29 protein-coding genes are annotated in these 25769 nt (G+C 68.6%); 6 read left to right on the top strand and 23 right to left on the bottom strand.

The features are described 5' to 3' along the window. Window positions 1-6: 6 nt before the first annotated feature. The 20 genes from ACWPKK_RS09390 to nifA all read right to left on the bottom strand — a co-directional run bounded on the left by ACWPKK_RS09390 (window position 7) and on the right by nifA (window position 17643). Window positions 7-222, bottom strand: a complete 216-nt coding sequence (locus ACWPKK_RS09390; RefSeq protein WP_324868603.1) for a hypothetical protein — start codon at window positions 220-222, stop codon at window positions 7-9. Continuing rightward, window positions 219-2402, bottom strand: a complete 2184-nt coding sequence (locus tag ACWPKK_RS09385) for an exonuclease domain-containing protein (protein WP_452003100.1) — start codon at window positions 2400-2402, stop codon at window positions 219-221. Before ACWPKK_RS09385 ends, ACWPKK_RS09390 begins: the two co-directional genes overlap by 4 nt. Further along, on the bottom strand, window positions 2399-2797 hold the full coding sequence (locus ACWPKK_RS09380) for a response regulator transcription factor (protein ID WP_324868607.1): 399 nt from the start codon (window positions 2795-2797) through the stop codon (window positions 2399-2401). The genes ACWPKK_RS09385 and ACWPKK_RS09380 overlap by 4 nt, the downstream gene beginning before the upstream one ends. A gap of 267 nt (window positions 2798-3064) precedes the next feature. Continuing rightward, entirely contained in the window at window positions 3065-4207 is a 1143-nt protein-coding gene (locus ACWPKK_RS09375; RefSeq protein ID WP_452003097.1) for an SPOR domain-containing protein, read from the bottom strand. A gap of 196 nt (window positions 4208-4403) precedes the next feature. Further along, window positions 4404-4730 (bottom strand): twin-arginine translocase TatA/TatE family subunit, encoded by a 327-nt coding sequence (locus ACWPKK_RS09370; RefSeq protein ID WP_452003094.1) that lies wholly within the window; start codon window positions 4728-4730, stop codon window positions 4404-4406. Window positions 4731-4849: 119 nt separating this feature from the next. Further along, window positions 4850-5416 carry a septation protein A gene (locus tag ACWPKK_RS09365; RefSeq protein ID WP_324868613.1) on the bottom strand — a complete coding sequence of 189 codons (567 nt, stop codon included), beginning with the start codon at window positions 5414-5416 and terminating at the stop codon, window positions 4850-4852. An 83-nt stretch (window positions 5417-5499) separates the two neighbouring features. After that, window positions 5500-6543, bottom strand: coding sequence for a lipid A deacylase LpxR family protein (locus tag ACWPKK_RS09360; RefSeq protein ID WP_452003091.1), 1044 nt, complete (start codon window positions 6541-6543; stop codon window positions 5500-5502). Window positions 6544-6771: 228 nt separating this feature from the next. Beyond that, window positions 6772-7659, bottom strand: a complete 888-nt coding sequence (locus ACWPKK_RS09355) for an SIR2 family protein (RefSeq protein ID WP_452003089.1) — start codon at window positions 7657-7659, stop codon at window positions 6772-6774. A 36-nt stretch (window positions 7660-7695) separates the two neighbouring features. Then, window positions 7696-8910 (bottom strand): DegT/DnrJ/EryC1/StrS family aminotransferase, encoded by a 1215-nt coding sequence (locus ACWPKK_RS09350; protein WP_452003086.1) that lies wholly within the window; start codon window positions 8908-8910, stop codon window positions 7696-7698. Further along, window positions 8911-9195, bottom strand: coding sequence for a hypothetical protein (locus tag ACWPKK_RS09345; protein ID WP_452003084.1), 285 nt, complete (start codon window positions 9193-9195; stop codon window positions 8911-8913). A 5-nt stretch (window positions 9196-9200) separates the two neighbouring features. Next, entirely contained in the window at window positions 9201-9410 is a 210-nt protein-coding gene (gene nifT / locus ACWPKK_RS09340; RefSeq protein WP_452003081.1) for a putative nitrogen fixation protein NifT, read from the bottom strand. 40 nt (window positions 9411-9450) lie between these two features. Next, on the bottom strand, window positions 9451-10602 hold the full coding sequence (locus ACWPKK_RS09335) for a cysteine desulfurase family protein (RefSeq protein ID WP_452003078.1): 1152 nt from the start codon (window positions 10600-10602) through the stop codon (window positions 9451-9453). A 29-nt stretch (window positions 10603-10631) separates the two neighbouring features. After that, window positions 10632-10937, bottom strand: a complete 306-nt coding sequence (locus ACWPKK_RS09330) for a nitrogen fixation protein NifZ (protein ID WP_063635114.1) — start codon at window positions 10935-10937, stop codon at window positions 10632-10634. 33 nt (window positions 10938-10970) lie between these two features. Beyond that, window positions 10971-11303 carry a nitrogen fixation protein NifZ gene (locus tag ACWPKK_RS09325; RefSeq protein ID WP_452003075.1) on the bottom strand — a complete coding sequence of 111 codons (333 nt, stop codon included), beginning with the start codon at window positions 11301-11303 and terminating at the stop codon, window positions 10971-10973. A 29-nt stretch (window positions 11304-11332) separates the two neighbouring features. Continuing rightward, window positions 11333-12169 carry a 4Fe4S-binding leucine-rich repeat protein gene (locus ACWPKK_RS09320; RefSeq protein ID WP_452003072.1) on the bottom strand — a complete coding sequence of 279 codons (837 nt, stop codon included), beginning with the start codon at window positions 12167-12169 and terminating at the stop codon, window positions 11333-11335. After that, window positions 12166-12681, bottom strand: coding sequence for a hypothetical protein (locus ACWPKK_RS09315; protein WP_452003070.1), 516 nt, complete (start codon window positions 12679-12681; stop codon window positions 12166-12168). Before ACWPKK_RS09315 ends, ACWPKK_RS09320 begins: the two co-directional genes overlap by 4 nt. A 54-nt stretch (window positions 12682-12735) precedes the next feature. Next, the gene (locus ACWPKK_RS09310; RefSeq protein WP_324868633.1) at window positions 12736-12927 is read right to left on the bottom strand and encodes a 4Fe-4S dicluster domain-containing protein; all 192 of its coding nucleotides are present in this window, start codon (window positions 12925-12927) and stop codon (window positions 12736-12738) included. 54 nt (window positions 12928-12981) lie between these two features. Further along, window positions 12982-14544 (bottom strand): nitrogenase cofactor biosynthesis protein NifB, encoded by a 1563-nt coding sequence (gene nifB / locus ACWPKK_RS09305; protein WP_452003067.1) that lies wholly within the window; start codon window positions 14542-14544, stop codon window positions 12982-12984. 187 nt (window positions 14545-14731) lie between these two features. Further along, complete coding sequence (locus tag ACWPKK_RS09300) at window positions 14732-15628, bottom strand: adenylate/guanylate cyclase domain-containing protein (protein ID WP_452003065.1); 897 nt, start codon at window positions 15626-15628, stop codon at window positions 14732-14734. Window positions 15629-15762: 134 nt separating this feature from the next. Next, complete coding sequence (gene nifA / locus ACWPKK_RS09295; protein ID WP_452003062.1) at window positions 15763-17643, bottom strand: nif-specific transcriptional activator NifA; 1881 nt, start codon at window positions 17641-17643, stop codon at window positions 15763-15765. 367 nt (window positions 17644-18010) lie between these two features. Between nifA and ACWPKK_RS09290 the strand changes: the two genes are divergently transcribed. The 3 genes from ACWPKK_RS09290 to ACWPKK_RS09280 are packed head-to-tail and all read left to right on the top strand — an operon-like array spanning window position 18011 to window position 20606. Next, on the top strand, window positions 18011-18682 hold the full coding sequence (locus ACWPKK_RS09290; protein WP_452003060.1) for a TetR/AcrR family transcriptional regulator: 672 nt from the start codon (window positions 18011-18013) through the stop codon (window positions 18680-18682). After that, window positions 18679-19677 (top strand): HlyD family secretion protein, encoded by a 999-nt coding sequence (locus tag ACWPKK_RS09285; RefSeq protein ID WP_452003057.1) that lies wholly within the window; start codon window positions 18679-18681, stop codon window positions 19675-19677. The genes ACWPKK_RS09290 and ACWPKK_RS09285 overlap by 4 nt, the downstream gene beginning before the upstream one ends. Continuing rightward, window positions 19674-20606 carry an ABC transporter ATP-binding protein gene (locus tag ACWPKK_RS09280; protein WP_452003055.1) on the top strand — a complete coding sequence of 311 codons (933 nt, stop codon included), beginning with the start codon at window positions 19674-19676 and terminating at the stop codon, window positions 20604-20606. Before ACWPKK_RS09285 ends, ACWPKK_RS09280 begins: the two co-directional genes overlap by 4 nt. Window positions 20607-20611: 5 nt before the next feature. On the opposite strand, the gene ACWPKK_RS09275 is transcribed toward ACWPKK_RS09280, so the two are convergent. Further along, complete coding sequence (locus ACWPKK_RS09275; protein ID WP_310112470.1) at window positions 20612-20980, bottom strand: hypothetical protein; 369 nt, start codon at window positions 20978-20980, stop codon at window positions 20612-20614. Window positions 20981-21406: 426 nt separating this feature from the next. On the opposite strand from ACWPKK_RS09275, the gene ACWPKK_RS09270 reads away from it, so the two are divergent. Next, the gene (locus tag ACWPKK_RS09270; RefSeq protein WP_324868646.1) at window positions 21407-21631 is read left to right on the top strand and encodes an SMc00767 family acetate metabolism repressor; all 225 of its coding nucleotides are present in this window, start codon (window positions 21407-21409) and stop codon (window positions 21629-21631) included. Window positions 21632-21804: 173 nt separating this feature from the next. Next, entirely contained in the window at window positions 21805-22029 is a 225-nt protein-coding gene (locus tag ACWPKK_RS09265; RefSeq protein ID WP_324868647.1) for a hypothetical protein, read from the top strand. A 37-nt stretch (window positions 22030-22066) separates the two neighbouring features. Here ACWPKK_RS09265 and ACWPKK_RS09260 read toward each other — a convergent pair whose 3' ends face one another. Together ACWPKK_RS09260 and ACWPKK_RS09255 are read right to left on the bottom strand one after the other, a co-directional pair. After that, window positions 22067-24202 (bottom strand): ATP-binding protein, encoded by a 2136-nt coding sequence (locus ACWPKK_RS09260; RefSeq protein WP_452003050.1) that lies wholly within the window; start codon window positions 24200-24202, stop codon window positions 22067-22069. A 109-nt stretch (window positions 24203-24311) separates the two neighbouring features. Next, window positions 24312-25067 carry a TorD/DmsD family molecular chaperone gene (locus tag ACWPKK_RS09255; RefSeq protein ID WP_452003047.1) on the bottom strand — a complete coding sequence of 252 codons (756 nt, stop codon included), beginning with the start codon at window positions 25065-25067 and terminating at the stop codon, window positions 24312-24314. Between the two features lie 310 nt (window positions 25068-25377). Here ACWPKK_RS09255 and ACWPKK_RS09250 point away from each other — a divergent pair, with 310 nt between their 5' ends. After that, window positions 25378-25767, top strand: coding sequence for a carboxymuconolactone decarboxylase family protein (locus ACWPKK_RS09250; RefSeq protein ID WP_109157692.1), 390 nt, complete (start codon window positions 25378-25380; stop codon window positions 25765-25767). Window positions 25768-25769 lie beyond the last annotated feature (2 nt).

Below are 25769 nucleotides of genomic sequence, written 5' to 3'. Positions count from 1 at the left end.
GCCCTCCTACCGCGACCGGCCGGCGAGCGCCGCCAGCAGGATTACCACCGCCCAGACGCCGAAGACACCGGCATAGAGGGCCGGCACCCCAAGAACCGTGCCCTCCACCCCGAACAGGCCGAGCAACGGCGGGCTGAACAGCACGGTGGCCAGCAGGAACAGGCCGGCCATGCGCTCGCGGTGGCGGGGGGCGGGTTGTTCGTCGCGGGCCGGCGCGGTCAAAAGGCGCGTTCCCGGGCGGCGAGTTCGACCAGGATGTTGGCGCCGCGGATGGCGTCGTCCAGCGTCCGCACGTCTCGTTCGCGCAGCATCTCGATCATCCGCAGGAAGACCGCGGCGGTGACCAGGCTGTCGCCCAGGGCGGTGTGGCGGTCGACCACCTCGATGCCCAGCCGCTCGGCGATGCCGTCCAGCGTGTGGTCGCCGTCATTGCCCAGCAGCATGCGCGACAGCAGCATGGTGTCGAGCACCGGGCAATCGAAAGCCACCCCCGCCGCCCGTTCCTTCATCTTCAGGAATTTCAGGTCAAAGGCGGCGTTGTGCGCCACCATCACCGCGCCGGAGACGAAGCCGCGGAACTGCGGCAGTACGGCGTCGATGGTCGGCTTGCCGGCCACCATGCCGTCGGTGATGCCGTGGAAGGGCACCGACTCCGGCGGGATCGGCCGCTTCGGGTCGACCAGCGTGTTGAAGGTCTCCCCCGTCAGGATGCGCCCGCCGACGACGCGGACCGCGGCGATCTGGATGATCTCGTCCCCGGTGCTGGGCGACAGGCCGGTGGTCTCGGTGTCGAACACCACGTAATGCAGCCGGTCGAGCGGCGTGCGGCCAAGCTCGCTGGTCGCCAGCGGCTGGTGCAGCAGCCCGAAGTCGAAGAATTCCGGCCGGGCGCCGGCCCGCGGGCGCGGCTGGGCCGAGCGCGGCGACTGCGCCGGAGGCAGCGGCACGCGCAGCCGTGCCCGTGTTGCGGTCCCGTTGGCGGTCGGCAGCGGCTCGCTCCAGGCGGTGCTGCGGTGGTGCTGCAGCACGTCGCCGGCGCTGAGCCCCCCCAGCCCGTCCGGCAGGGTCTGGTCCAGCCAATTGTCTAGCATGGCGCTGGGTACCGCCGGCCCCTCCCACACCAGATCCAGATAGACCCAGCGGTCGCCGTCCTGCGGCCCGGCGGCCTCCAGGTCGAAGGCGGTGGCGCCGGTCAGGCCGTGCACCTTCTCGATCAGATAGGCGAACAGCAGGACCAGCCCGTGGCTGTCGCCATGCACCCATTGCGGCAGGCCGGTCAGCGTGACCGTGGTGGGGGATGCGGTCCCGACCCGATGGGCCACGAGGTTGATCAGGTTGTTGGAATGGATGTCGCTCATCGGCCAGCTGCCGGTGACGACGTTGCGGTAGGCGGCGGTCACCTGCTCCAGCCGGCGGGACAGGCTGTCGCAGGAGTCCAGCATCGAGCTTTCGAAAGCCGCACGGTCGCTGGGGCCGAGGTCCGGCGCGTCGTACAGGGTCTCCACCGCGGCGCGCAGGTTGGCGATCGGCGCGCGGAATCCCTCCGTCGCCTCGCGCAGCAGGGCATCGCGCTGGCCCAGCGCCGCCAGTTCGCTGGTGGCGTCGGACAGGGTCAGCACATAGCCGGTGATGGTGGGAGGCCCGTCCGATCCCGGTTCCGGGTCCTGCAGGATGGCGCTCATGCGGCCTTCCAGCAGGATGCGGCCGTCCGTGGTGGCGCCGACGAACTGGGCGGTGGTGCCGTGCTCGTGATTGACGTGGCGGCCCTCGCGCACGCGCAAGGTCAGCCGTTCCAGCGTGTGGGTCAGCGGCTCCGCCACCACGAAATGCAGCATCGAGCGGCCGAGTCCCAGCTCCCCCGTCAGGTGCAGGATGTCGAGGGCGGTCTGGTTGTAGAGCAGGATCTGGTGCCGGGTGTTGCAGACCAGGACGCCTTCATGCAGGTCGCGCAGCACGGCGGCAAGCTGGGTCTTCTGCTCCTCCGCCTTGGCTGTCGACTCGGCCACCGTGCGGGCGATGTCGCGGCGGACCTGGGCCAGCTTGTCCGACAGGTCGTTGACCGCGCGGGCGATCGGCTGCAGGTCGCCGTAGCGCGCCAGCGGCACCCGGCCGCCGACCGCGCCCTCCGCATTCCCGTGGGCGATCAGCCCGGCCTCCCGCCCCAGCGTTTCGGCGGCGCGCAGCAGGTAGCGGTCGACCGCCAGCCACAGCCCCCACACCGCTGCCGCGCAGGCCACCGTCATCACCACGGCATAGGTCAGCAACGGATCCGCGGCATCCGACCCGCGCACCGCCATCGCCAGCCCGACCGACAACGCCACCAGCCCCAGCCCGGCGGCGCGGAAGGCCAGCGGGACGATCCGCCGGGGCTGGGGGGCAGGGGTGGTCACGGACCCGGTCACGGCGCCGGCTCCACGCTGCCGGCCGCCGGCAGGCCGAGATGGCGGCGGACGGTGGTCAGCAGGTCGCGGGTTGAGAAGGGTTTGGTGACGTAGTCGGTGGCGCCCAGCGCCAGCCCCTTCTGCCGTTCGACGTCGCGGCTGCGCGCCGTCAGCATGATGATGGGCAGGGATTTCCAGGCCGGGTTGGTCCGCAGGGTCTGGCAGACGTCGAAGCCGTCGCGCTTCGGCATCATGGCGTCGAGCAGGATCAGGTCGGGGGTGAAGCTCTCCACCGAGCGCAGCGCCTCGTCCCCGTCACGGGCGATGCGCACGTCGAACCCGGCGCGCTGCATGAGGACCTGGAGCGACAGGACGATGCTGGGTTCGTCGTCGACGACCAGGATGGTCGGCTTCATGGCGGGGAGTCCTCCGGTGCGCCGGTCTGCTGCCGGCTTCCCAAATTTGTGGCCGGGGCAATGCATTCGTGCCCTGGAATGTCCATGGTACGAGCAAAGACAAGCGGCGATCAAGCGGCACTCCCAGCTCCCCCGACCAAAGAATGGGGTGGCCCAGGCAAGAAAAAGCCCGGCCGCGACCAATTGTCGCCGCCGGGCCAACGCTTGTATGACAGGTTGTCGCAGGTAGTGGGACCGTTGCGTGGCCTCCGCCGGTCGGGCGGGGAATCAGCGCGCGGTCACCACGACCGGGTTGAGTGCCATCTTCGCTTTCAACTGCTCCGCCTCCCGCTTGGCCGCGGCCTGATCGGCGAATCCGCCGACGCGCACCGCCCGCCAGGAGCGATTGGAGCTGTCGGTCCAATCCACCGTATAGGCCTGGAAACCGCCGCCCTGCAGCCGCTGCGCCAGCGCATCGGCATTCGCCGTCACCGAGAAGGTGCCGACCTGCACGGTATAGCGCCCGGCCGGCATCGAGGCCGGCGGGGTGGCGGCCTTGGCCGGGGGCTTCGCCTCGCCATTGGCGGAAGGGGGCGCCGATGCCGTGGCCGGGGGAGCAGGCGGGGCGGCCGGAGTCGCGGCGGGGGCGGCGCTGGCCGGCGGGCGCTTGGCGGCCTCCTTCGGCGGGGCCAGCATCGCCTGGAGGGAGCCGGTGTCGGCAGGCTCGCCAGCGGCCGGATGCTCCGGCTTGGCTGCGTCAGGCTTGGCGGTATCGGGCTTTGGGGCTTCCGGCTTCTGGGCGGCCGGCGGCGGTGCGCTCTCGGCCGGGGCCGTGGCGCGCGGTTTCGGCGCGGCGGCGGGTGCCGTGGCCGGAACGGGCGGCGGTTCCGGCACCTTCAGCACCGGCGGGGGGCTGGCGGGCAGGGCGGCAACCGGCGGCGGCGGTGCGGAGGACGCAGCCGGCGGTGTCGCCGGAGCCGTCTGGTTGGGGGGCGTCTGTGCCGGCGGCGTGACGGCCGCGGCAGGGGTGCCGTTGGTCGACGGTGCCGCACCGGACGGGGCCTGGTTTTGCGGCGCGCGGGTGATGGCCGGGGCCGGCACCATGGGCGCGGAGGTGTTGGCCGCCGTCGTCACCGGCTCCGGATCGCCCGATCCGAGATAGACGACGCCGACGGCGATTCCGCCCGCCGCCAGCAGGGCAAGCGCGATCTTGCCCAGCGGCAGGCTGCGGCTTGCCGGCTCTTCCTCGTCGTCGTCGACCTCGTCCTGCTGATCGGCGTGCAGATCCTCGTTCAAGGCACGAAGCAGCTTGGCGATGTCCTCGTTCTCCGGCGGCGGAGTGTCGGAAGGTTTGCCGTTTGCTTTCATCTCGTCCTTGAACGTCGGTGTCGACAGGGTGGGAGCCTGCCGGGGCGGTGGCTTGAGCGTCACGGTCGACCTGCGCTTGCCCGTCATGGCGGGCCGGCTGGAAACAACGAGGGGCCTTCCGGCGGCCGGTCCGCGGAACACGGACCGGCTGCGGAAAGCCCCTTCTCTTTATCGTATTTTGCCGCCCCATCAAACCGCCAAGCGGTCGCGCCCGGCGGCCGGGCGATGCAAAGAAGGGGCTGCCGTCCCGGGGTGCCGGTCAGCCCTGATGCGGCTTGGCCGGGTCGGCCGTGTGCGGCTGGGTTGCCGTGGGATGGGTCGGGGAGACGGTCGAGGACGCGGCCGGGGCCACCGGAGCCTGCGTGACCGGCTGGGCGGCCGGCTGGGCAGGCGCCGGGTTGATCGCGGCGGGCGGGGCCTGGGCGGGAGCCGCCTGAGCCTCGTTCTCCTCGTCCTTCAGGCCGGACTTGAAGGCCTTTACGCCCTTGGCGATGTCGCCCATCACGTTGGGCAGCTTGCCGGCGCCGAACAGGAGAAGCACGATGACCAGAACGATCAACCAGTGCCAGATGCTGAAACTGCCCATCGATCAATACCTCTGCAAATCGGTCGAAGCGGACGACGTCGCGGTCGCCACCAATGTGAGTGCCCCTTCCGCGCCGCACAAGAGGCGAGCGCCGAAGGAACCTGATAAAGGCGGCGCCCTCAGGCGGCCGGCCCGCTTTCCGCCGGTTCCTCCGGCAGCTGGTGGCGCATGATCAGCGGCGCCTGGAAGGCGCTGAAGACCAGGGTCAGCGGCATGATGCCGAACACCTTGAAGTTCACCCACATGTCGGTGGAGAAGTTCCGCCACACCACCTCGTTCAGCACCGCCAGGACCAGGAAGAACCAGGCCCAGCGGATGCCCAGCGTGCGCCACCCCTCGTCCGACAGGTTCAGCACGGTGCCCAGCAGCCGCTTCATCACGTTGCGCCGCATCGCATGGGCGACGAACAGCACCGCGGCGAACAGCAGGTTGACCAGCGTCGGCTTGATCTTGATGAACAGATCGTCCTGCAGCCACAGGGTCAGGCCGCCGAACAGCAGCACGAATCCGGCGCCGACCACCGGCATGATCGGGATGCGGCGTTCCAGCCGCCACGACACCGCGACCGCGATGCTGATGGCGACCATGAAGACCGCGGTGCCGGTCATGATGCCGGCCTGGGAATTGGCGACGAAGAAGGCGGCCAGCGGACCGGCCTCGATCGCCAAGCGTGCGAACTGGTTCATTCCCCTGACATAGCCCGAACCGGCCGCCCGTGAAAGGGGCGAATGGTGGCGGGCGGGGCATTCGGATGGATGATGCCGGCCGTTCAGAACTGCGCCGACAGCCGGAGCGAGCCGTAATTGGTCAGCGACTTCTGTCCGCGGAACTCCGGCGTCTGCAGGGTCTGGGCATAGGTCAGGCCATAGCGGCCGTAGCGCAGCGTCAGCCCGGCCTGCACGCTGCCGACGAAGGGATGCTTGTCGACGGACCGGCTTTCCCGGAAGGTGTTGCCGTCCAGGAAGATGTTGCGCGCAACCGCCCGTCCCTCCGCGCTGGCGTAGACATACCAGGAAAAGCGCCCCGGCCGCTCCGAATAGGGGGAATCCTGGTATGGGATGCTGGAGGTGGGACGGGTCACCAGGGCGCCGACCGGCGGCGGCATGTTGCCGCCCAGCCGGACCGTGCTCCCCACCGCGGCGAAGGTCAGCACATTGCCCACGCTGCCGGCGACATGGGGGCTGAAATCCCACTCCAGCGGCCCCAGCGTGTTCGGCTTCTCGCCGCGCCAGACATGCTCGTAGCTCAGCACCACGCCGGGCTCGTCGCGCAGCTGGTAGTTCCAGCCCTCCGGGTAGGTGGCGCCGCCGACGATCTTGTGGACCGTCTTCTGCGTCTGCTCGGCCAGCGAGGACGGTCCGACCATGCCGAGGTCGAGGTCGATGCGGTCCACCGCCGTCGGCGCCTCGTTCAGCACCGAAATCCGGCCATAGAGCCAGCCGGCATAGGGCCGGTCGGTGGGGTCCGGATTGCGGGCCTTGAGGTTGCTCGGCGTGTAGATGTTCTGGCCGAAGGCGAAGCCGTAGCGCCGCACCCCGCCCGGTTCGATCCAGGGCACGAGGTTCGCCAGCCAGTCGATGCTGCCGTAGGTCGGCCGCGCGCCGGAGAAGTAATAGAACTGGAAACCGTTCGAGTAGTAGCGGTCGGTCCCGCCGCCGAACAGGTCGTTGTCGATCCAGAAGCCGATGGCGGGACCGGAAGCCGCGGGCGCATCGACCGGCGGCGGGGTGGTTTCCTGTGCGCTTGTCCCCGTCGCGGTCAGCAGCAGGGTCGCAAATGCTGCGGCCAAGGTGGGGCCGCTCTTCGTCGCCATTCCGGCACGCTCCATCCGTTTCGCAGGGTAACGGATGGAGGGGGAGTGTGTTGCGCTGCGGTGCGGCTTCTTTTGGGGGTAGAAGCGCCAGCTGGCGAATGCCCCCACCTGTCCTCCCCCGCTGGGCGGGGGAGGGACTGCCGCCACTCTCCCGCATCAGCACCAGTCCCCTCCCCCGCCCAGCGGGGGAGGGTTAGGGTGGGGGCATCGAAGCCGACACCAACACCCTCACACCCGCGCCCGCAGCCCCTCCACCGCTTCCTCCAGCGTCATGTCGATGCGCTTGATTCCATGCAGCGCCAGGAAGCGCGCTTCGTTCTTCGACAGTTCGCCGGGGATCACCGCCCAGTGGCTGTCGGAAGAGCGCTTGGCGATCTGGCGGGCGAAGGTACGCTGGATCTCGTGGTCGAAGCGGCAGCCCAGGAACAGGAAATGACGGCCGGCGCGGCGGTCCTTCACGACGGCGGGGATCGGGGTCTGGATATCGATCTCCGTCAGGATCTCGACATAATCGCTGTCGGAGATCAGGTAGTTGCCGGCCGGCGTCACCGCGCCCGACGGCTTGTACAGCACGGTGTCCCAGCCCTCCGCCGCCTCCGCCGTCGTCTCGGCGCCGTCGGGGGCGTAGTAGCGCACCCATTCGCCGGTCGATTGCGGGTGCGACACGCCCTGGATCTGGCCCCATGTCCGGTCGGTGGCGGCACTCAGCAGGCTGTCCAGCACGTTGTCGTACCAGACGTCGACCAGCAGGGGCGGGGCCGGGATCGCGGCCAGAAGGGCATGCACCGGGGTCGCCGGCACCGTCTGGCGGAAAATCTCGTTGAGGATGGCCTCCAGCGTCTTGCGGTGCTTGCGCGTCTCGATGAACTGGGCGACGGCGGTCAGGTTGGAGCGGATGCGGCCGGGGGCGGCGACCTTGGCGTTCAGGCGCTGCACCAGCTCCGCCGAATTGCGCGGAATCGGGCATAGGTCGGGCGGCAGCAGGGCGAAGGCGCCGGGGCCGAGATAGGGCACCACCTGCCTCGCCGCCAGCGCCGCGGCGATGTCGGCCAGCGCCGCCGCTGCGTCCGGCACCGTGACGGACTCGGAATCGGTTGCCAGCGTGGTGTCGGTCATGGAAGGCTTCTCCCTGATTTTCTAGAGCCTGATTTTCTAGAGATAGATCGCGGCGCCGGCGCCGGTGTTGATGCTGGCGTCCTTCAGCGTTTCCACGATGAAAGCGACCTGATCCCGGGTGATCTTGCGGTGCAGCGGCAGGGCCAGCACGCGGTCGGCCGTCTTGGTGCAGACCGGGCAGGCGCCCCGCCCGGCGCGCTGTTCGCCCAACGCCTCGATGTAATATTGCTGGGTGTGCAGCGGCTGGCCGTAGTCGCTGGCGTCGATGTCGTGGGTATCCAGATCCTCGATGATCGACCGGCGGCCGGATGCGGTGAAGCGGGTGCCGAGATGGACGCAATAGACCATCGGATTGACCACCTCGGCCCCCGGCCCGCGATAGGGCGGCTTGATCCCCTCGAAGCTCGCCATCGCCGCGTCGTAATAGGCGATGACCAGATTGCGGCGGGTCAGGATCTCCGGCAGACGTTTCAACTGGACCAGGGCCAGCGCGGCGTTCAGGTCGCTCATCCCCGCCTGCCAGGGCAGGGTGCGGGTGATGACCACAGTGTTGCGGTGTTCCGTCTCGCGCCGGCGCATGTAGCGCAGCCGGTGGGCGAGGTCGCGGTCGTCGGTGACGATCATGCCGCCTTGCCCGGCCAGCAGGATGCCGGGTTCGGAAAAGTCGAAGACCGCTGCGTCGCCGAAGGTGCCGACCATCTGGCCCTTGTAGGTGGAGCCGATGGCCTCGGTCGAATCCTCCAGCAGGATCAGGCCCTTGGATTCCGCCAGCGCGCGCAGCTCGTCCCAATGGGCGGGGTGGCCGTTGACGTTGGCGGCCAGGATCGCCTTGGTCTTCTCCGTGACCAGCGCCGCCGCCTTTTCCGGGTTGATGGTGTGCTGCCAATAGTCGATGTCGACCAGCACCGGCGTGGCACCGGACAGCGCCACCGCATGCTGGACCTGATGCCAGCCGAAGGGGCTGCACAGCACCTCGTCCCCCTCGCCGATGCCATAGCCCTTCAGCATCAGCAGCGTCGCCATGGTGCCGCTGGACACCGCAACCGCATGGTCGCGGCCGACATAGGCGGCGAAGGCATCCTCGAACGCCCGCACCATCCGCCCGTCGCTCAAGTCCCCGGAGGACAGCAGGCGGCCGAGCATCTCGACCTCCGCACCGGAGATGTCGGGGTCGGTCAGCGGGATGTAATCGTCAACCTCGTCGTCATCGGCGGGGGAGGGATGTGGAAGGGCTGCGGCGGCCTCGCTCATTCACTCGTCCTCGTCCCGTTGGGCGATCACGACGCCGGTGGCAAGCTCCGGCTTGTCGGTGATGAGCCAGCAGTGGTTGTTGCCGTCCACCAGATGCAGGTCGAAGCCCGCCTCCTCCCGGAAGGGATCCTCCGCCATCACCGCGGCCATGGCGCCGGTGACGGTCTTCAGGTCCGGGTTGGCTTCGCGCACGCCGCGGACCACGGCGTCGAGCGTGCCGCCCCTGGCGAACAGCCGGCCGGCCAGCGTGGCGATGCTGTCGATGCGCTCGGGAGACAGGGCCATGGGGGTCACTCCGTTCCGCGTTTCTTGGCGTCTACGGTGATCGGCAGGCGGGTGTCCGCCGGCATCTCCGGCAGGTCGAGCGTCCAGCCGTTGGCGACCTTGATCCAGCCGCCCCACAGGCCCGGCTTCTCCATCTCTACGATGGGTTCCTCCAGGTCCTTCTTGGCGACGTAGATCGTGTATTGTTGGGACGCCTTGCGGATCATCACCTTCATCGCGGACACTCCATCCTGTTGTTATGATTGTGTTTTTCCGTCAGGCGGCGACCAGCCGGGCATGCAGGGCCGGCAGTTCCGACAGGACGGCGTCCACCTCCGCCGCGGTGGTGTAGCGGCTCAGCGAAAAGCGCAGGCTGGCGGCGGCCTGGGCGCCGCTCAGCCCCATGGCGGTCAGCACATGGCTCGGCTCGTTGCCGCCGGAGGAACAGGCGGCGCCCATCGACACGGCGATGCCGGCGCGGTCGAGCCGCATCAGCAGTTCTTCCGCATCCAGCGGATGGCCGCGGCCGTCGGCGAAGCGGATGTTGCTGGTGTTGGGCAGCCGGGCGGTCCCGGCCCCATTCACCACCGCACCCGGCCAGCGGGCGAGGATGCCCTGTTCCAGCCGGTCGCGCAGGGAGGCGATCAGGTCGGCTTCGTCGAGCCAGAGGGACGCCAGCGAGGCGGCGGCGCCGAAGCCGACGATGCCCGGCACATTCTCGGTCCCGCCACGGCGGCGGCGTTCCTGATGGCCGTGGATCAGCGCGTGGAAGGGCGCGCCCTTGCGGACATAGAGCGCGCCGACGCCCTTTGGCCCGTGCATCTTGTGGGCGGACAGCGTCAGGTAGTCGGCGATGCCGCAATCGACCGGCACCCGGCCCGCCGCCTGCACCGCGTCGCTGTGGAACAGCGCGCCATGGGCGTGGGCGATCGCGGAGGCACCTTCCACCGGCATCAGCACGCCGGTCTCGTTGTTGGCCCACATCATGGAGACCAGCGCCGTCGCCTCCGTCACCGCGGCGGCGAGATCGACCAGGGAGGGCAGGCCGTCGCGGTTCACCGGCAGGACGGTGACGCGCCAGCCGCGCTGGCGCAGATCGTCGAACAGGGCGAGCGTCGCCGGGTGCTCCACCGCCGTGGTGACGATGTGGCCGCGGCGGTGGTCGGTCTCCTCGATGACGCGGAGCGCGCCGAGAATGGCGGCGTGCGTCGCCTCGGTGGCACTGCCGGTCATCACCAGATCGGTGGGCTTGGCGCCGATCAGAGCCGCGATCTGGGCCTTGGCCTCGCTGATCGCCCGGCGGGCGGCCATGCCTGCGGAATGCGGGCTGGACGGGTTGGCGAACTCGCCGAACAGGTGCGGCATCATCGCGTCGCGCACTTCCGCAGCAAGGGCCGTGGTGGCGTTGTTGTCGAGGTAGATGGTCATCACATCACCCCCCATCACATCACTTCCCATCACATCACACCGGGCACGCCGCGCCGCGATCCGTCGGCCGGGACGATCTCCTCCTCCAGGCAGCCGACGACGGTGCCGCCGGGGAACTCCACCAGATAGACCGGCAGGCTGCCTTCCTCGGTGCGGCCGACGCGGACGATCACGCCCGGCGTGCCCTTCGGCGCCAGCAGCGCGCCGTCCGGCACCTGCGGATGGCTGCCGTCGTTGAACAGGTCCTCCTGCACCGTGACCCGCAGGCCCCAGTCGTACAGCGGTTCGCGCGGCGGGATGAAACCGGGCTTGGCGGCGGCTTCGACGTCGGACATCGCGAGGCTCCTTTATCAGGTGGGGACCGGTGGCTATTGCGGGTCGTTGCAGTGGGCGTCGATCACCTCCAGCTCGCGCGCACGCATGCCGACGACGACCCGTTTTTCATAAAAATCAACAGCGTAGATGTAATACATCTGCAGATAGGTCCCGATGGAGATGACGTAGCCGACATCGCCCTCGCGGATCAGGAAGTCGCCGACCGGCCGGCCGGGATAGGTCCCGTCGTTGCGCACGTCGCGCAGGGCCTTGACCTTGAAACCCTGTTCCAGCACCGGCGGGCCGACCAGCTCGTTGGCGTCTTCGGCGCTGCGGGCGCGCTCGCGGCGGCCAAGGGTGGAGGATTGGGCGGCTGTCTCTGTCATCGGGCTGCGCTCCGTCGGTTGAGGGGCCGCTACAGGGGCGGAAGGTCGTTGGCGATGGCGAGCCCCGCGGCGAGACCGGCGGCGCGCTGGCGGGCGATCGCGCGCACCTCCTCCTCCGGGTCGTCGAGCAGGGGGCCGAGTTGCCCGGCGTCGATCCGCCCGGCGACGGCGAGGCGGACCATCCAGTCGGCATCCTGCAGCAGCACATGCAGCTTCGACGCCGACAGCCGTTGCGCCACCACCAGCCGCACCCGCGGGCTGTCGTCCCAGGCGAGGCTGGGCAGCCAGTCCATGGAAAGGCGGCGGGCGACCTCCACCCGCACCTCAGGGTCTTCGTCATGCATCATCGCCGGCAGCATGCCGTCGGGGATCCGCCGCACCACGCGCAGCCGCACCGAACAGTCGGGGTCGCGCATCAGCGGGGCGAGGTCGGCATCCTCCAGCCGGGTGGCGACGGCGATCCGCACCTCGCGGTCGGGATCGTCGCGCAGCTTCAGCAGCAGCCGGCGCGGCAGCCGCCGGGCCAGGACGGAGCGCACCGTCTCGTCCGGGTCGTTCATCAGGCGGGGAAGCTGGAAGATCGGGGCGAAGCGGGCGGCATTCGCCCGAACCTCGAAATAGGGATGGCCGAGATGGTCGGCGGCGAGGTCCGGATTCCATTCGAAGAAGCGCTGGATGCGCTTGGCGTAGCGATCCTCCACGCAGGCCTTCAGCGGCAGGCAGCGGCCGGGCAGCTTGCCGCCCGCGGGGAGGGCGGCGGTCATGACGGTGGTCTCGGGGTCGAGGCGGCGGTCGCGGTGGGTGCAGGCGGTGCAGTCCACCGGTTCGCCGCGCCAATCCAGGGATTCGAAGATGTCGTCGCTCATGCGCCGACCTCCTCACGCTCATGCTGGTCGGCAATGGCGATCAGGCGGGCGGCGCCGAAGCGGTCGTCGGGGTCGAGTTCGCTGACCTTGCCCAGTGCCTCCCGCCCGGCGTCGAGCCGGCCGGTGCGCAGCAGCAGGTAACCGATGGCGACAAGGGCGAACAGGAACAGGCGGGGCGTCGGCTCCAGCCCGCGGAAATCGGCGGTGGCCGGGGAGATGGTGCGCCAGTCGGTGTGGTTGACGCCCAGCGCGGCCATGGCGTGACCGATCATGCGCTCGCCATAGACCAGCGCCCGGTCGAGATTGGCCTTGTAGAAGTGGAACTTGTAATGGCCGAGATCGACGAGGCGATGACCGGGGGCGACCTCCGCCGCGCGGGCGAGATGTGCGAGCGCCGCCTCGCTGTCGGCATAGCTGGCGGCGGCCAGATGCAGGCAGCGTTCCGCCTCGGGCGGGAGATCCCCGCCGTAGTAGCGGCGGGCGAGCCAGTCCTCATCCACCTCGTCCAGCATGGCGCGGCGCTCCTGGGGTTCCCCCTCTCCCCTGAAGAAGAGGGGATCAGTTCGTCATGCCGGGACGCAGCAGTCGGCCGGGCAGACGGCGGCGCATTGCGGGCTGTCGAATTGGCCCTGGCATTCGGTGCACTTGGCCGGGTCGATGACGTAGGTGCCCTTCTTCATGCTGATGGCGATGTTCGGGCACTCGGCCTCGCAGGCGCCGCAGACGGTGCATTCGGCGGACTTGATCTTGTAGGCCATGGCTCTCTCCTTCGGTGATGGGATGGCTGTGGAAGGGGGACGGGGAAAAGGAGGTCAGGCGCGCCGCGCGGTCAGCGCCCCGGTGCGGATCACCGCATCCTGGCCGGCGCGGGACTGGACGGCGCCCTGGCCGAGCCGCTCGGCGTAGTCCTTGAAGTAGGCCAGTGCCGATTCCTCGATGTAGTCGAAGGCGAAGCGGTCGACCGGCTCGATCCCGGCCTCGGCGAGCGACTTGGACGGGCAGCCGCCGATCTTGGCAACGAACACCGCGGTGCAGTCGTTGATGGCGGCCAGCACGCCGTCCAGCGTGTCGACGTCGCCGGAGCCGCCCTCGCAATACTGGTCGACGCGGCGGTGGCCGACGAACTTGGCGCCGTTGGGGCCGACTTCGTAGATCTGGAATTCCTTGGCGTGGCCGAAATGTTCGTTGATGCGCTCGCCGCCCTTGGTGGCGACGGCGATCAGGATCGGGTCGACCGCGGTGCCGACGCTCTCCCGGACGTCGGCCTGTGCCGCCGCCTTGGAGGCGTGGCGGCCGGCGCGCTCGGCCTCGACATGCTCGCGGTAGCTGCGGCGGGCCTCATCGTCATAATCGATGGCGCCCATCGCCTCGATCTTGTCGGCGGTGAACTCCTCGCCGCGGTCCTCGCCCAACAGGCCGACGGCGTCGGCGCGGCACTGGCGGCAGTGGCGCATCAACTTGGCGCCGCCCTCGCAGGCGTCCTGTACCACCTTCAACTCCTGCGCGGTGGGTCCGCGCTGGCCGTTCAGGCCGAAATACGTGCCGTGGGCGGGGTCGGAGATCAGCGGCATGATGTTGTGCAGGAAGGCGCCGCGACTCTTCACCGCCTTGTTCACCTCCAGCAGGTGTTCGTCGTTGACCCCCGGGATCATGACCGAGTTCACCTTCACCAGGATGCCGCGCGAGGTCAGCATCTCCAGCCCCAGCATTTGCTGTTCATGCAGGATCTTGGCGGCGTCCAGCCCGGTCCAGCGCCTGTGCTTGTGGAAGATCCACGGGTAGATCCGCGCGCCGACCTCCGGATCGACCATGTTGATGGTGATGGTGACGTGGTCGATGTTGTATTGCGCGATGGTGTCCACATGCTCGGGCAGCGCCAACCCGTTGGTGGACAGGCACAGCTTCAGGTCCGGCGCCTTCTTCTGCAGCATTTCGAAGGTGGCGAAGGTGTTCTTGCCGGCGGCCGCCAGACTGTCGCCGGGGCCGGCGATGCCGATCACCGACAACTGCGGGATCTCCTGGGCGACGGCGAGGATCTTCTTGAGCGCCTGATCGGGGGTCAGCTTTTCGGAGACCACGCCCGGCCGGCTCTCGTTCGAGCAATCGTATTTGCGGTTGCAGTAGTTGCACTGGATGTTGCAGGCCGGGGCGACCGCGACATGCATGCGGGCGAAATAGTGATGCGCCTCTTCCGAATAGCAGGGGTGGTTCTTCACCTTCTCCCACACCGCCGGGTCCATGTCGGCCGGACCGTCCGACGATCCGCAGGACGACGACGAACAGCCGGACGCCGCCTCGGGTGCTGCCGGCATCACTGCGGGCGGGGCCAGTTCCCCCAGCCCGAAGATGCTGTCGAGCGAAACCACGTTGCTCATCATCCACTCCTTCCCTGCCGTGCCGGACGACACCGTTGGACGAGGTGGAGAAAAGCAAGTTCGGGGCCAGAGGTGGACATGCAGGAGCTACAAGGGCTTGGCGGGATTTGTCGGCATCGCGGACGCTGTCGTCATTGCGACAATGGCGGGGCCGGCAGGGGGCATTGTCAGGGTGCCGACAAACCGGTCAGGCCAGTTCGCCCCGGAAGGCGACGACATGGTCCTGGCCCTCGTCCAGCGCCTCCGCCCCGAAACCGATCAGGCCGCTGCCGACCAGCTTGGTCGAATCGCGGCGCAGCACCAGCGGCGGCGATCCGCCGCTGCGGATGAAGGTGCCGTTGGTGGAATGGTCGGTCAGCAGGAAGCTCTCGCGGGTGAAGTCGATCACCGCATGCTGGCGCGAGGTCTGGCGCGAGGCGATGCGCAGGCCGCTGCTGTCCTCCCGCCCGATGGTGACGCGGGGCAACGCGCGGCTCATCGCGATCTCCTGTCCGCGGTAGGACAGATGCAGCGTCACCATGGCATCGCCGGCCTCAGTCAACATGGAGAAGCCGAGCGTGGTGCTTTCGATCGCGTCGTCGGCATCGTCGGCGCTGCGGACCCGGTGGACGCGGATCGGTGCCGTCTTGCCCTTCATGGCGACGTTGTTCAGCGGCTTGGTCCGATCGCGCAGGTCGGGCGACAGGCCGTCCACCAACGCCTGGGTCACCAGGATTTCGCCCTGCCGTGCGATCTGCTGTACCCGCGCGGCGACGTTGCAGGCGTCGCCGTACAGGTCGCCCACCCCTTCGATCACCGCGCCGTGATGGATGCCGATGCGCAGCCGCAGGCCATGCCGGTCCTGTCCGTCGATCATCGCGCAAGCGGCGCTGACACTGTCGTCGCAGGCCGGAAAGGCGGCCAGCAGCCCATCGCCCAGGCTCTTGACGACCCCGCCGCTGTGCTCCTCGACCAGTTGGCGCAAATGGGCCAGCACCTGCTGCGTCAGCGCCGCGGCGGTGGCGTTGCCGATGCGCTCGTACAACATCGTGCTGTCCGCGATGTCGACGAACATCAGGGCGAGGGGCTTCTCAAGCGAGGGCAAGACGGAAATCCGTTCGATCGGAAAGATGCCATCGAACCGAAGGCGCGGCAGGGTAGCATGAAACCGCGGCGGGGCGCGACGGCAGTGGTCACACCGCGCAGTGTATCGGAGGGGACATCCGTCAGGCGAGCGCCCTAGAACCTCTTGATTTCGATGTTGTACTTGCGGAGCGCGTAGCTGACTTGGCGGGTGGTCATGCCCAGCAGGCGGGCGGCCTTGGCCTGCACCCAGCCGGTGCGTTCCATCGCCCACACCAGGCGGTCGCGCAGGGGGCCCGACTCCGGCTCGTCCAGCGGCAGGTCGGGGGCATCGGCAGGCTGCGGTGCCGGGGCGGAGGGAACCGCGGGGGCGGAAGCTGCCGGCTGGGGAATGGGCAGGGGGGCGATGGCGGTCGGCGGCAGCGGCTTGGACGCGCCGCAGACCGGCGCCGGACCGGCGGAACAGCCCGACGCGCAGGCCGGCCACTGCGTTCCGTTGGGCGCCCCGTTCGCCGGCGCCGGCACGGCCGGCGGCATGCCGGCGTTGGCGGCCGGCTGCGGGCGTCCAAAAGCCGGGTTGGCGCCCGACGGGTTTGTCGGGGTGCCGCTCATCGAAGGGGCCAGCCCGCCGACGGCGGCCCCCATGGTGCGGTACTGGAACAGCACCGAAGAGTTGCAGAGATTCATGCTGCAGGATAGGTCGGGCACCCGGATGGTGCCGTTCCGGCATTGGGTCGCCGCGCGCTCGATGCAGTTTTCCAGCTCGCGCACGTTGCCAGGCCAGGTGCAGCGGTTCAGAACCTCCAGCGCATCACGGTCGATGTCCAGGGTCAGGCCGTTGTCGCGGGCGAACTTGGCGATGAAATGCTTGGCCAGCATGGCGATGTCGCCGCGCCGTTCGCGCAGCGGCGGCAGGTGGATCGTCACCACGTTGATGCGGAAATACAAATCGGCGCGGAACTTGCCGTGGCCGACCGCCTCCTCCAGGTTCAGGTTGGTGGCGCAGATCAGGCGGACGTCGGTCTTGATCGTCTTCGACCCGCCGACCCGCTCGAACTCCTGCTCCTGCAGCACGCGCAGAAGCTTGGCCTGGAAGTTGGAGGAGATGTCGCCGATCTCGTCCAGGAACAGCGTGCCGCCCGAAGCCAGCTCGAACCGGCCCTTGTGGTCCTTCTGGGCGCCGGTGAAGGACCCTTTCTCGTGGCCGAAAAGCTCCGACTCCAGCAGCGATTCGGGCAAGGCGGCGCAGTTGACGCGGATGAAGGGGGCGTCCTTGCGCGGCGACAGGTTGTGGATGGCCCGCGCGATCAGCTCCTTGCCGGTGCCGCTCTCACCGCGGATCAGCACGGTGGACTTGAAGGGCGCCACCCGGTGCACCTGGGCGAGCACATCGACCATGTTGGGGCTGGTGCAGACCACGTCGTTGACCGGCGCCACCACCGGCCGCAGCTCCTTCTGGACGCGGAAGGTCTCGCGCATCATGAAGCGCCGCTCCTCCGCCACCGTGCGGTGCAGGCGCACGGTCTGGCCGATGAGGTTGGCGACCATGGTCAGGAAACGGACGTCGGAGCCGAAATGGCCTTTCGGTCCGTCATCGGAAATGCGGTCGATGGTCAGCACGCCGACGACGGTTCCGGCCGCCTTGATCGGAACCCCGACCAGCGACGCCACCTGTTCGTCCAGGTCGTCGCGCCCGCCGGAGCGGTTGTTGAACAGCGGCTCCTCGGCCAGGTTGGGGACGACGGCCGGCATGCCGGTCTTCAGAATGCGGCCGCTAATGCCCTCGCCTTGGCCATAGTCGATCTCCTGCGCCGTCGAATCCTTCGGCAGTCCAAGCGCCGCGACCAGGCGCAGCGCATTGTCCTCCCCCTGGAGGTAGACGCGGCCACGGTGCATCTGCAGCTGGTAGGACAAGGCGCGCAGCACTTCGCGCAGGGTCTGTTCCAAATCCAGCGACGACCCGAGGATCTTGCTGACCTCGTAGATCGTCAGCAGCTCGAGGCTGGAAGATGACGCGGACTGGGCAGCACTCGGCATGATCGATCCCCTCGCTCGGCTTGGGACCCGGCCACGCGCCGGACGGAATGATCCGGGCATCGCAATGAATCGGGTCCTGGCGTCAGCGCCTTGATCCGTCCCTCCCGAAAACCGCGGCGACCGTTGGTCCGGCCGCGCTGTTCGTGCCCTGTTTTGCTGGTGCCCGGTTCTCGGTGCCCATTCGGCGGACCGGGCTTGGCTGCGGCCCGTTCGCACGCTGCCAGCCGGTGGAAAGTGTCTGTGACTACTCGCCGAAAGGCAAGACCTTTTGCATAGATTCTGTTGCATTGCACAATGGGCTTAGCCATTGGTGGCACGACGCTTTCATGTTAATAACTGACCAGTCAGTTATGAAGAGGGCTGCGCCATGCCCGACCGCCTCCCCCGCCCTGAACCGGAAGCCCCGCCGCGCTGGCGCCGCCGCAAGGATGCCCGCCCTCAGGAGATCGTCGCTGCGGCGATGGACGTCTTCGCCGAACGCGGCTTCGCCGCCGCGAGGCTGGAGGAGGTGGCGGCACGCGCCGGCGTCAGCAAGGGGACGCTCTACCTGTACTTCCCCAGCAAGGACGAGCTATTCAAGGCGGTGATCCGCGCCGCCATCCTGCCCAATTTGGAGCAGGCCGAAGCCATGGCCGCCACCGCTGCAGGACCATGCTTCCCGGTGCTGGAGCGGCTGCTGCGCATGGTGGCGCATCTGGTCGCGACCACGCGTGCGGCCACCATCCCGCGGCTGGTGATCGCGGAGGCCGGCAATTTCCCGGATCTCGCCGCCTTCTACCACCGCGAGGTGATCCGCCGCGGCTTCGGCGTGCTGTCTTCGCTGCTGCTGCGGGGGATCGCGAGCGGGGAGTTCCGTCCGGTGGCCGTCGATCACACCGTCCGCCTGATCGTTGCACCGCTGCTGATGAGCGCGGTCTGGCGCACCTCCTTCGACGGGCTGGACGGCGAACCGCCGCTGGACGTGCCGGCGCTGGTGGAGGCGCACATCGACAGCCTGCGCCGGGTGCTGCTGCGGGATGCGGGGGAGACAACGCCATGAGCGGTATCCTGGCCGGTCTCGTCGATGGACTGGCAGCCTTCGCGCTGGCGCTCGGGATTCCCTTCGGTGCCGACGGGCCGCCGCCGCTCGCCCACGGCTATGCCGAGGGGGAGTTTCTGCGCATCGCCGCCCCCAGTGCCGGAACCCTGGAAAGCCTGTCGGTGGTCCGCGGCGCACAGGTGGCGGCAGGGGCGCCTCTGTTCGCCATCGACCGTTCCACGGCCAATGCGGAGCGCGACCGGCTGGCCGCGGTGCTGGCCCAGGCGCGGGCTCAGCGTGCCGACCTCGCCACCGGCAAGCGGCCGCAGGAGGTGGCTGTGCTGACCGCACAAAAGGCACGGGCGGAAGCGGCCCTGCGCTATTCCTCCGCCGAACTGGCCCGCCAGCAGGAACTGGTCGCCCGCAAAGTCACCTCTCCCGACAAGCTCGATCAGGCGCGCGCCGCCTACGACCGCGACCGCGGCCAGTTGGCGGAGGCCGACGCGCAGTTGGCGGTCGCCGCATTGCCCGCCCGGCCCGAGCAGTTGCGCGCGGCCGACGAGGCGGTGACCCAGGCGGAAGCGGCGCTGTCCCAGGCGGAACGGCGGCTGGCCGATCTCGCGCCTGCCGCTCCGGTCGCGGCCCTGGTGGAGGACACGCTCTACAACCCGGGCGAATGGGTGCCGGCGGGTTCCCCGGTGGTGTCGCTGCTGCCGCCGGAGCGGGTGAAGCTGGTGCTGTTCGTTCCGGAAACCGCCATGGCGGCGGTGGCGCCGGGCACCGTGCTGACGGTGCGCTGCGACGGCTGCCCGCCCGGCCTTTCGGCGCGGGTCACGCGCATCGCCTCCCAGGCGGAATACACCCCGCCGGTGATCTACAGCGTCGGCAGCCGCGAAAAGCTGGTCTTCCGGGTGGAGGCGGTGCCGGGCCAGCCGCTGAATCCGGGGTTGCCGGTCGATGTCTGGCCTGCGGATATCGGGCCTGCGGATGTCGGTCCGGTGGAGAGGCCGCAATGACGGCGGAGGCCCCACCCGCCATCGACGTGCGCGGGCTGGTGAAGCGGTTCGGCTCCAAGACCGTGGTCGACGATGTGTCGATCCGGGTGGAGACCGGGGAGATCTATGGCTTTCTCGGTCCCAACGGGTCGGGCAAGACCACGACGATCCGCCTGTTGTGCGGGCTGCTGACCGCGGACGCGGGGGAGGGGACCTGCCTCGGCCTCGACATCCGGCGGCAGAGTGCGGAGATCAAGCGGCAGGTCGGCTACATGACCCAGAAGTTCAGCTTCTGGGAGGATCTGAGCATCGCCGAGAATCTGGAATTCGTCGCCCGCATGTACGGCCTGCCCGACCGGCGGCGGCGGGTGGCCGAGGCGCTGGACAGGCTTGGGCTGTCCAACCGCCGCACGCAGTTGGCCGGGGAATTGTCGGGCGGCTGGAAGCAGCGCCTCGCGCTGGCCGCCTGCATCCTGCACGAGCCGAAGCTTCTGCTTCTCGACGAGCCGACCGCCGGCGTCGATCCCAAGGCGCGTCGGGAGTTCTGGGACGAGATCCACCGGCTGGCCGGGGAAGGACTGACCGTGCTGGTCAGCACCCACTACATGGACGAGGCGGAACGTTGCCACCGCATCGCCTACATCGCCTACGGCACGATGATGGCCCACGGCACGGTGGAGCAGGTCATCGCCGATTCGGGCCTGCACACCCGTCTGGTCGCGGGCGAAGGCCTGCACCGCATCGCCGAGACGCTGGACGGCGAGCCGGGGGTGGAGATGGTGGCCGTCTTCGGCAGCCGCCTGCATGTCAGCGGGACCGACGCTGTCGCCCTCGATAGGGCGCTCGCCCCCTGGGCCGAACGGCCGGATCTGCGGATCACCGAGACGGACCCGACGTTGGAAGACGTCTTCATCCACCTGATGAACCGCAGCACCGACAACTTTCGCTGAGGAACTTACTCGGTCTGGGCCGAGGTGACGCCGGTGTTCTTGTTCCACTTCAGCGTCAGCTTGGAGATCTGGCACAGGTTCAGCCCGTCCCAAACCGCCGACTCACCGTCGTCATAGACGACCTTCATGTCCCACTTGCAGGTCTTCTCGGCCTTGGCGAAGGCGACCTCGAAGTACTCGCCGTCGTTCAGGACGTCACGGCCGAGGATGTCTTCGTCCCAGCTGTTGTTGTTGTTCTCGGACACATAGACGTGCTTCAGCGGGTAGCCGGTCTTGTTGACGATCGTGAAGTCCTGCTGGCCGGCGAGTGCCGCGCCGTGCATCAGGAACAGCGAGGACGCAACAAGCAGGGCCTTGGCGGCGATGTTCTTCAAGATGATCTCCGTGGGGAAAAGCAAGTTTGTGTCGAAGTTTGGGCATTGCAATCGAAGGACGTCAACAGTTGAGTTAATCCAAAAGTTAAGTACGAGACTAAACGACTGTTTATTGCCGTTGCGGGAAAGAAACTGTCGGTGCTCCTTGATTGCATTCCGGTAATGACCGTTAACAACCATTCATTGTTTGCGATAAAGATCTCCAGCGTGTCCGCCGCACCGTCGGGTTGGAAGTGCCATAGGGCAGTTTGCGGGTTGCAAGAGGCCAATGGTCGCAAGCGTTTGGCGCGTCGGGAACTTTGTCGCGGCGCACACGATATGGTACATGATGAAAACCGGCATCTGACGCCGGGCAAGATCATGACCAAGTTCTGGACCGCTGCCGGTCCCGCCGGGGCGGTCCCAATCCAGGGGAAGGAACAACGCATGTCGGGATTCAAGGACGCGCCGCCGGATGACCGGTCGGAGATGACTCCGGAGCAGGAAAGCGCCATCCGCATCGTCGCCAACAACCTGCACCGCCTGAACGACGCCGTCGTCAAGGCGGTCGAGGCCGGCGTGACGGTGGAGCTGATGCGCACCGCCCGTTATCACAACGAAGTCGGCAACTGGGGCGACCAGCTCACCCCGGTGATTCGTCCCGGCAAGTGAGCGCATCCGGCCGGTTTGGCCGGATCCTCGGCGAAAAGGCCCCATCCGTCCAGCGGGTGGCGGCCTTTTTTCGTATGCCGATAAAATTCCACCGATGACGGAAGAAAGGGTGGCCGGCAGCGGCGGCGGGTACAAACTTCCTGGGCATTCCGCTATCGATGCGAGGCCCAGCCATGCCGTCACGCGACCCCGATCGGCGCGCAGCAGCAAGCCGTGAACCCACAAACTCCCCCGACGCCGCGAATGACGCCACCCCGACGCCCGGCGACCTGAACGCGATGTGGAAGCTGCACCGCCTGGAACAGCCGACCTTCGACGACTTCACCCGCGGCCTGTGCCTGGGCCTCGTCTGGTGCATGGCGATGTGGACGCCGATGTTCGTCAGCGCCCTGACCTGATCCCGACAGTCGGCAGCCGCCGGATCGGAGCATCGAACTACACTCCGGCCAGGGCCCTGATGCGCACGGCCAGTTGGTCGGGTGTGAAGGGCTTGGCCAGCACCGATGCCGTGTCCGCCCCCATGGTCGCCAGCGATTCCGGGCTGTAGCCGGATGCCAGCAGGACGCGCAGCTGCGGCCAGCGCTCGCGGATGCGCCGTGCCAGGTCGATGCCGGATACGCCGCGGGGCATGACCACGTCCGATACGACCAGATCGAAGTCGCGGTCGGTTTCCAGCAGTTCCAGGGCCGCCACGCCGTCTTCGGCGGTCTCCACGGTGAAGCCCTCCTGGGTCAGCCCTTCCACCGTCGCCATCAGGACCAGGGGATTGTCCTCCACCACCAAGATGCGCAGCGGGCGGTGATCGGTCGCCGGCGCAGTGGGAGCGGGGGCCGGTTCCGGCACCTTCGCCTCGGTCAGCGGCAGGTCGATGCGGACGCGCGTGCCTTCGCCCGGCCGGCTGTCGATGGTGGCATTGCCGCCGGACTGGCGGGCGAAGCCATAGACCATCGACAGGCCGAGCCCGGTGCCCTTGCCGACGCCCTTGGTGGTGAAGAAGGGATCGAAGGCGCGGGCGATCACCTCCGGCGGCATGCCGGTCCCGGTGTCCGACACCTCGATGCGCACGTTGCGCGGCTCCGGTCCGGGCGACGCGGCTATGCGGATCCGTCCGCCGCCGGGCATGGCGTCGCGGGCGTTCAGAACCAGGTTCAGCACCGCCATTTCCAGCTGGACGGAATCGACGGCGACCGTCATCGGCACGGGCGCGATGTCCCATTCCAGCGCGACGTCGGCCCGGACCGACCGTTCCAGCAGGTCGCCCATCCGGCGCAGGCTGTCGCCCAGATCGACCACGGTCGGATTCACCGCGTCCTGGCGCGAGAAGGACAGCAGCTGGCGGGTCAGCTTCTCCGCCCGTTCCAGCGCGGTGTTGGCGCCCGTCAGGAAACGCTGCCCCTCCGGCGGCAGATGGCGGCCCAGCAGGTGCATGTTGGCCATCGCCGCGGTCAGCAGATTGTTGAAGTCGTGGGCGACCCCGCCGGTCAGTTGGCCCAGCGCCTCCATCTTCTGGCTCTGGCGCAGGGCCTCCTCCAGCCTCTCGCGATTGCGCACCTCCTCCGCCCAGCGGCGCACCGCCGCATTCTCGGAGGCGGCACGGCTGTAGGCCAGCCAAGCGATCAGCGCCAGCGCCAGTGTGGCCGGGGCGACGAAGGCGCCGTCCAGCGCCATGTTGCGCCACCAGGACCGGGTGATCTGCGACTGGTCCAGCCCATAGACGACATAGACCGGGAAATCGCCGACACGCTTGTAGGCGAACACGCGCTCCAGGCCTTGCACATGGCTGACGTCGGTGCGGAACAGCCCTTCGACCGGCTGATTGCGGATTTGGCCGCGCAGGCCGCGGTCGGGCGGCAGGGTGGGGAGCGCCGCCGGCCCTTGCCTCCCCTCCAGCGGCGGGTAGCGCATCAGGATCACGCCGTCGTCGCGGATCAGCGAGATAGATTCACCTTCGGTGCCGATGACCTGCCGATAGAAGCTGAAGAAATATTCGGGATCGACGATGGCGGCGATGATCCCGTCGAAGCTGCCGTCGGGACCGCCGGGACCGCTGCGGCGCCGGCTGATGCCGAAGGTGGCCTTGCCGGTGGCGGCATCCGCGATCGGTCCGGCGATGAGCAGGCCGGCGTCGCTTTCCCGTTGTTCCCGGAAATCGGCGCGATCTCCGATGTAGCTGTTGCGCGACGGGAAGACGCGGCTGGAGTTGCGTACGGTACCGGTGGAATCGGTCAGGCCGATGGCGCCGACCTGATCCAGCTCCCCCACCATGGTCCGCAGATAGCGGTGCAGCGACTCCGATTCGCCGATCTCGCGCCAGCTTCGGCCGTGGACGCGCTCGTCCACCCGGTCCAGCACCTGCGCCAAGGTGTCGAACACCTTCAGCACATGCTCGTGCAGAATCAGCGCGTTCTTGCGGCTGCTCCGTTCGGCCTCTTCCTGGGTCTCTCCCCGCTCGCGCCATCCGATGCCGGCGAACAGAACGAGCGGCAGGGCCACCGACACCGCCAGCAGGAGGCGAAGAAGCCGCAGGGAGCCCTTGCGATCGGTCCGGCTTTCGGGGCTGCGAAAGGGCATTACCATCTAATGTTGGGAAAAGGAGCGAGACGGCCACGGGGGCGCCGCCTCCGCCACCTTGGACGATGCACTGAAGCCGGGGCAACTCCGACTTCCGGCCTGCCCGGCCTTACGATTCGCAGGTGCAGGCGCGCGGGAACCGCCCCTCGGTCCAGCGGCGACGGCGGATGTCGGCCTCGTCCTCGCCAGAACGCGGCATGTTGCAGACGGCGCCCAGCCGGTCACGCAGATGGTCGAGATGGGCGTTGGTCAGGATGGCGATGCCGGCGAAGAAGGGTTCCCGGCAGCGGGTGGCGACGCGGCTGCAGAAATTCGGCACCCAACGCAACGGATGGCGGTCGAGGAACCGGACCGCGTCGGCGGCCCGGCCGCGGTCGAGCAGGGAGGCCAGCAACGCCAACTCCACCGCGACATGGTCGTCGGGCAGCCGGTCGAACGGTGGGCGGCGAAGCTCCGTCTCCAGCCCGGTCCGCCAGCGCTGGAGCGAGGCGGCGGCCTCGGCCCGGACCCGCTCGTCCACCCACGGCCCCTCGGTCGGGTAGGCGCGAACGTCGCCGCCGTGTTGGATGGCGGTGAAATCGGCGGCCAGGGGGGCGAGACAGCGGCGGGTGATCCGTTCGGGCAGATCGCTCACCACCTCGTCCACCAGGGCGGCGGCCTGCAGGGCGTCGTCGCGGTCGAGCGCCAGCGGGCCGCGGCCGGCAGGGCTCTGGCGCAGTGCCGCCAACAGGGCCGGCGTCGGTTCCTCCGCATGGAAATGAGCGAGGCGGCGCAGGGCTTCGGCCGAGTCGCGGAGGCCCGCGTCTTCCAGTGGGGTGGCAGGGAAGTTGGCCGCTCCAAGACGCTCGGCCGATTCGAGAACCATGCTCTCCACGCTGTTCCTCCCGGCAGTCGGGCCTGACCGGGCGTGTGCCGGAACCGGGCCGCATGGGAACGTTGCACGAATGGGCTTCGTGTCTTGTCGGCTTCTTGGCTTGGTGCCGTCGGCCGCCGACTGGCGGCCCGAACGTTTGCGCGATCTTGTTCGTTGTCTTTACTACCAGTGGGGCGATCCACGGTCAACGCAGCCGATGGGCATGAGCGGGATGGCGGCGGGTATAGACCGGCGGTTGCCTTGCGGCGCGATGTCCGGCCATATCGACGGATCCCAATCCCCGTGCAGGAGCCCGGCCGCCATGCCGCTTCCCCTCATCGAACAGGCTGACGCCGCACCGGAGGTGCGCGCCGTCTACGACGACATCAAGGCAACGCGCAACGTCCCGGACGTGAACAATTTCTGGAAGATGATCGCCCACCACCCGCCGACGCTGGCGCGGACCTGGGACAGCCTGAAGGAGGTGATGGCCCCCGGCGCGCTGGATCCGCTGGTGAAGGAGATGATCTTCGTGGCGGTCAGCGTAACCAACAACTGCCAGTACTGCATCCGCTCGCACGAGGCGGCGGCGCGCCGGCTGGGCATGACCGACGCGCAGTTCGGCGAGCTGATGGCGGTGGTGGGAATGGCGAACGAGACCAACCGCCTCGCCGTCGGCTATCAGGTGGAGCTGGACGAGCGGCTGAAGTGAAG

The organism is Azospirillum largimobile, assembly GCF_977007025.2.
Note: the sequence above shows the minus strand (reverse complement) of the source record. Positions and strands in the feature narration are given on the sequence as shown.

Bases quoted from the DNA above. Each gene is read 5' to 3' on its own strand.
- ACWPKK_RS09380 (WP_324868607.1), bottom strand. From the start codon at position 2,797: ATGAAGCCGACCATCCTGGTCGTCGACGACGAACCCAGCATCGTCCTG.
- ACWPKK_RS09370 (WP_452003094.1), bottom strand. From the start codon at position 4,730: ATGGGCAGTTTCAGCATCTGGCACTGGTTGATCGTTCTGGTCATCGTG.
- ACWPKK_RS09365 (WP_324868613.1), bottom strand. From the start codon at position 5,416: ATGAACCAGTTCGCACGCTTGGCGATCGAGGCCGGTCCGCTGGCCGCC.
- ACWPKK_RS09360 (WP_452003091.1), bottom strand. From the start codon at position 6,543: ATGGCGACGAAGAGCGGCCCCACCTTGGCCGCAGCATTTGCGACCCTG.
- ACWPKK_RS09355 (WP_452003089.1), bottom strand. From the start codon at position 7,659: ATGACCGACACCACGCTGGCAACCGATTCCGAGTCCGTCACGGTGCCG.
- ACWPKK_RS09350 (WP_452003086.1), bottom strand. From the start codon at position 8,910: ATGAGCGAGGCCGCCGCAGCCCTTCCACATCCCTCCCCCGCCGATGAC.
- ACWPKK_RS09345 (WP_452003084.1), bottom strand. From the start codon at position 9,195: ATGGCCCTGTCTCCCGAGCGCATCGACAGCATCGCCACGCTGGCCGGC.
- nifT (WP_452003081.1), bottom strand. From the start codon at position 9,410: ATGAAGGTGATGATCCGCAAGGCGTCCCAACAATACACGATCTACGTC.
- ACWPKK_RS09335 (WP_452003078.1), bottom strand. From the start codon at position 10,602: ATGACCATCTACCTCGACAACAACGCCACCACGGCCCTTGCTGCGGAA.
- ACWPKK_RS09330 (WP_063635114.1), bottom strand. From the start codon at position 10,937: ATGTCCGACGTCGAAGCCGCCGCCAAGCCCGGTTTCATCCCGCCGCGC.
- ACWPKK_RS09325 (WP_452003075.1), bottom strand. From the start codon at position 11,303: ATGACAGAGACAGCCGCCCAATCCTCCACCCTTGGCCGCCGCGAGCGC.
- ACWPKK_RS09320 (WP_452003072.1), bottom strand. From the start codon at position 12,169: ATGAGCGACGACATCTTCGAATCCCTGGATTGGCGCGGCGAACCGGTG.
- ACWPKK_RS09315 (WP_452003070.1), bottom strand. From the start codon at position 12,681: ATGCTGGACGAGGTGGATGAGGACTGGCTCGCCCGCCGCTACTACGGC.
- ACWPKK_RS09310 (WP_324868633.1), bottom strand. From the start codon at position 12,927: ATGGCCTACAAGATCAAGTCCGCCGAATGCACCGTCTGCGGCGCCTGC.
- nifB (WP_452003067.1), bottom strand. From the start codon at position 14,544: ATGAGCAACGTGGTTTCGCTCGACAGCATCTTCGGGCTGGGGGAACTG.
- nifA (WP_452003062.1), bottom strand. From the start codon at position 17,643: ATGCCGAGTGCTGCCCAGTCCGCGTCATCTTCCAGCCTCGAGCTGCTG.
- ACWPKK_RS09290 (WP_452003060.1), top strand. From the start codon at position 18,011: ATGCCCGACCGCCTCCCCCGCCCTGAACCGGAAGCCCCGCCGCGCTGG.
- ACWPKK_RS09285 (WP_452003057.1), top strand. From the start codon at position 18,679: ATGAGCGGTATCCTGGCCGGTCTCGTCGATGGACTGGCAGCCTTCGCG.
- ACWPKK_RS09280 (WP_452003055.1), top strand. From the start codon at position 19,674: ATGACGGCGGAGGCCCCACCCGCCATCGACGTGCGCGGGCTGGTGAAG.
- ACWPKK_RS09270 (WP_324868646.1), top strand. From the start codon at position 21,407: ATGTCGGGATTCAAGGACGCGCCGCCGGATGACCGGTCGGAGATGACT.
- ACWPKK_RS09265 (WP_324868647.1), top strand. From the start codon at position 21,805: ATGCCGTCACGCGACCCCGATCGGCGCGCAGCAGCAAGCCGTGAACCC.
- ACWPKK_RS09260 (WP_452003050.1), bottom strand. From the start codon at position 24,202: ATGCCCTTTCGCAGCCCCGAAAGCCGGACCGATCGCAAGGGCTCCCTG.
- ACWPKK_RS09255 (WP_452003047.1), bottom strand. From the start codon at position 25,067: ATGGTTCTCGAATCGGCCGAGCGTCTTGGAGCGGCCAACTTCCCTGCC.
- ACWPKK_RS09250 (WP_109157692.1), top strand. From the start codon at position 25,378: ATGCCGCTTCCCCTCATCGAACAGGCTGACGCCGCACCGGAGGTGCGC.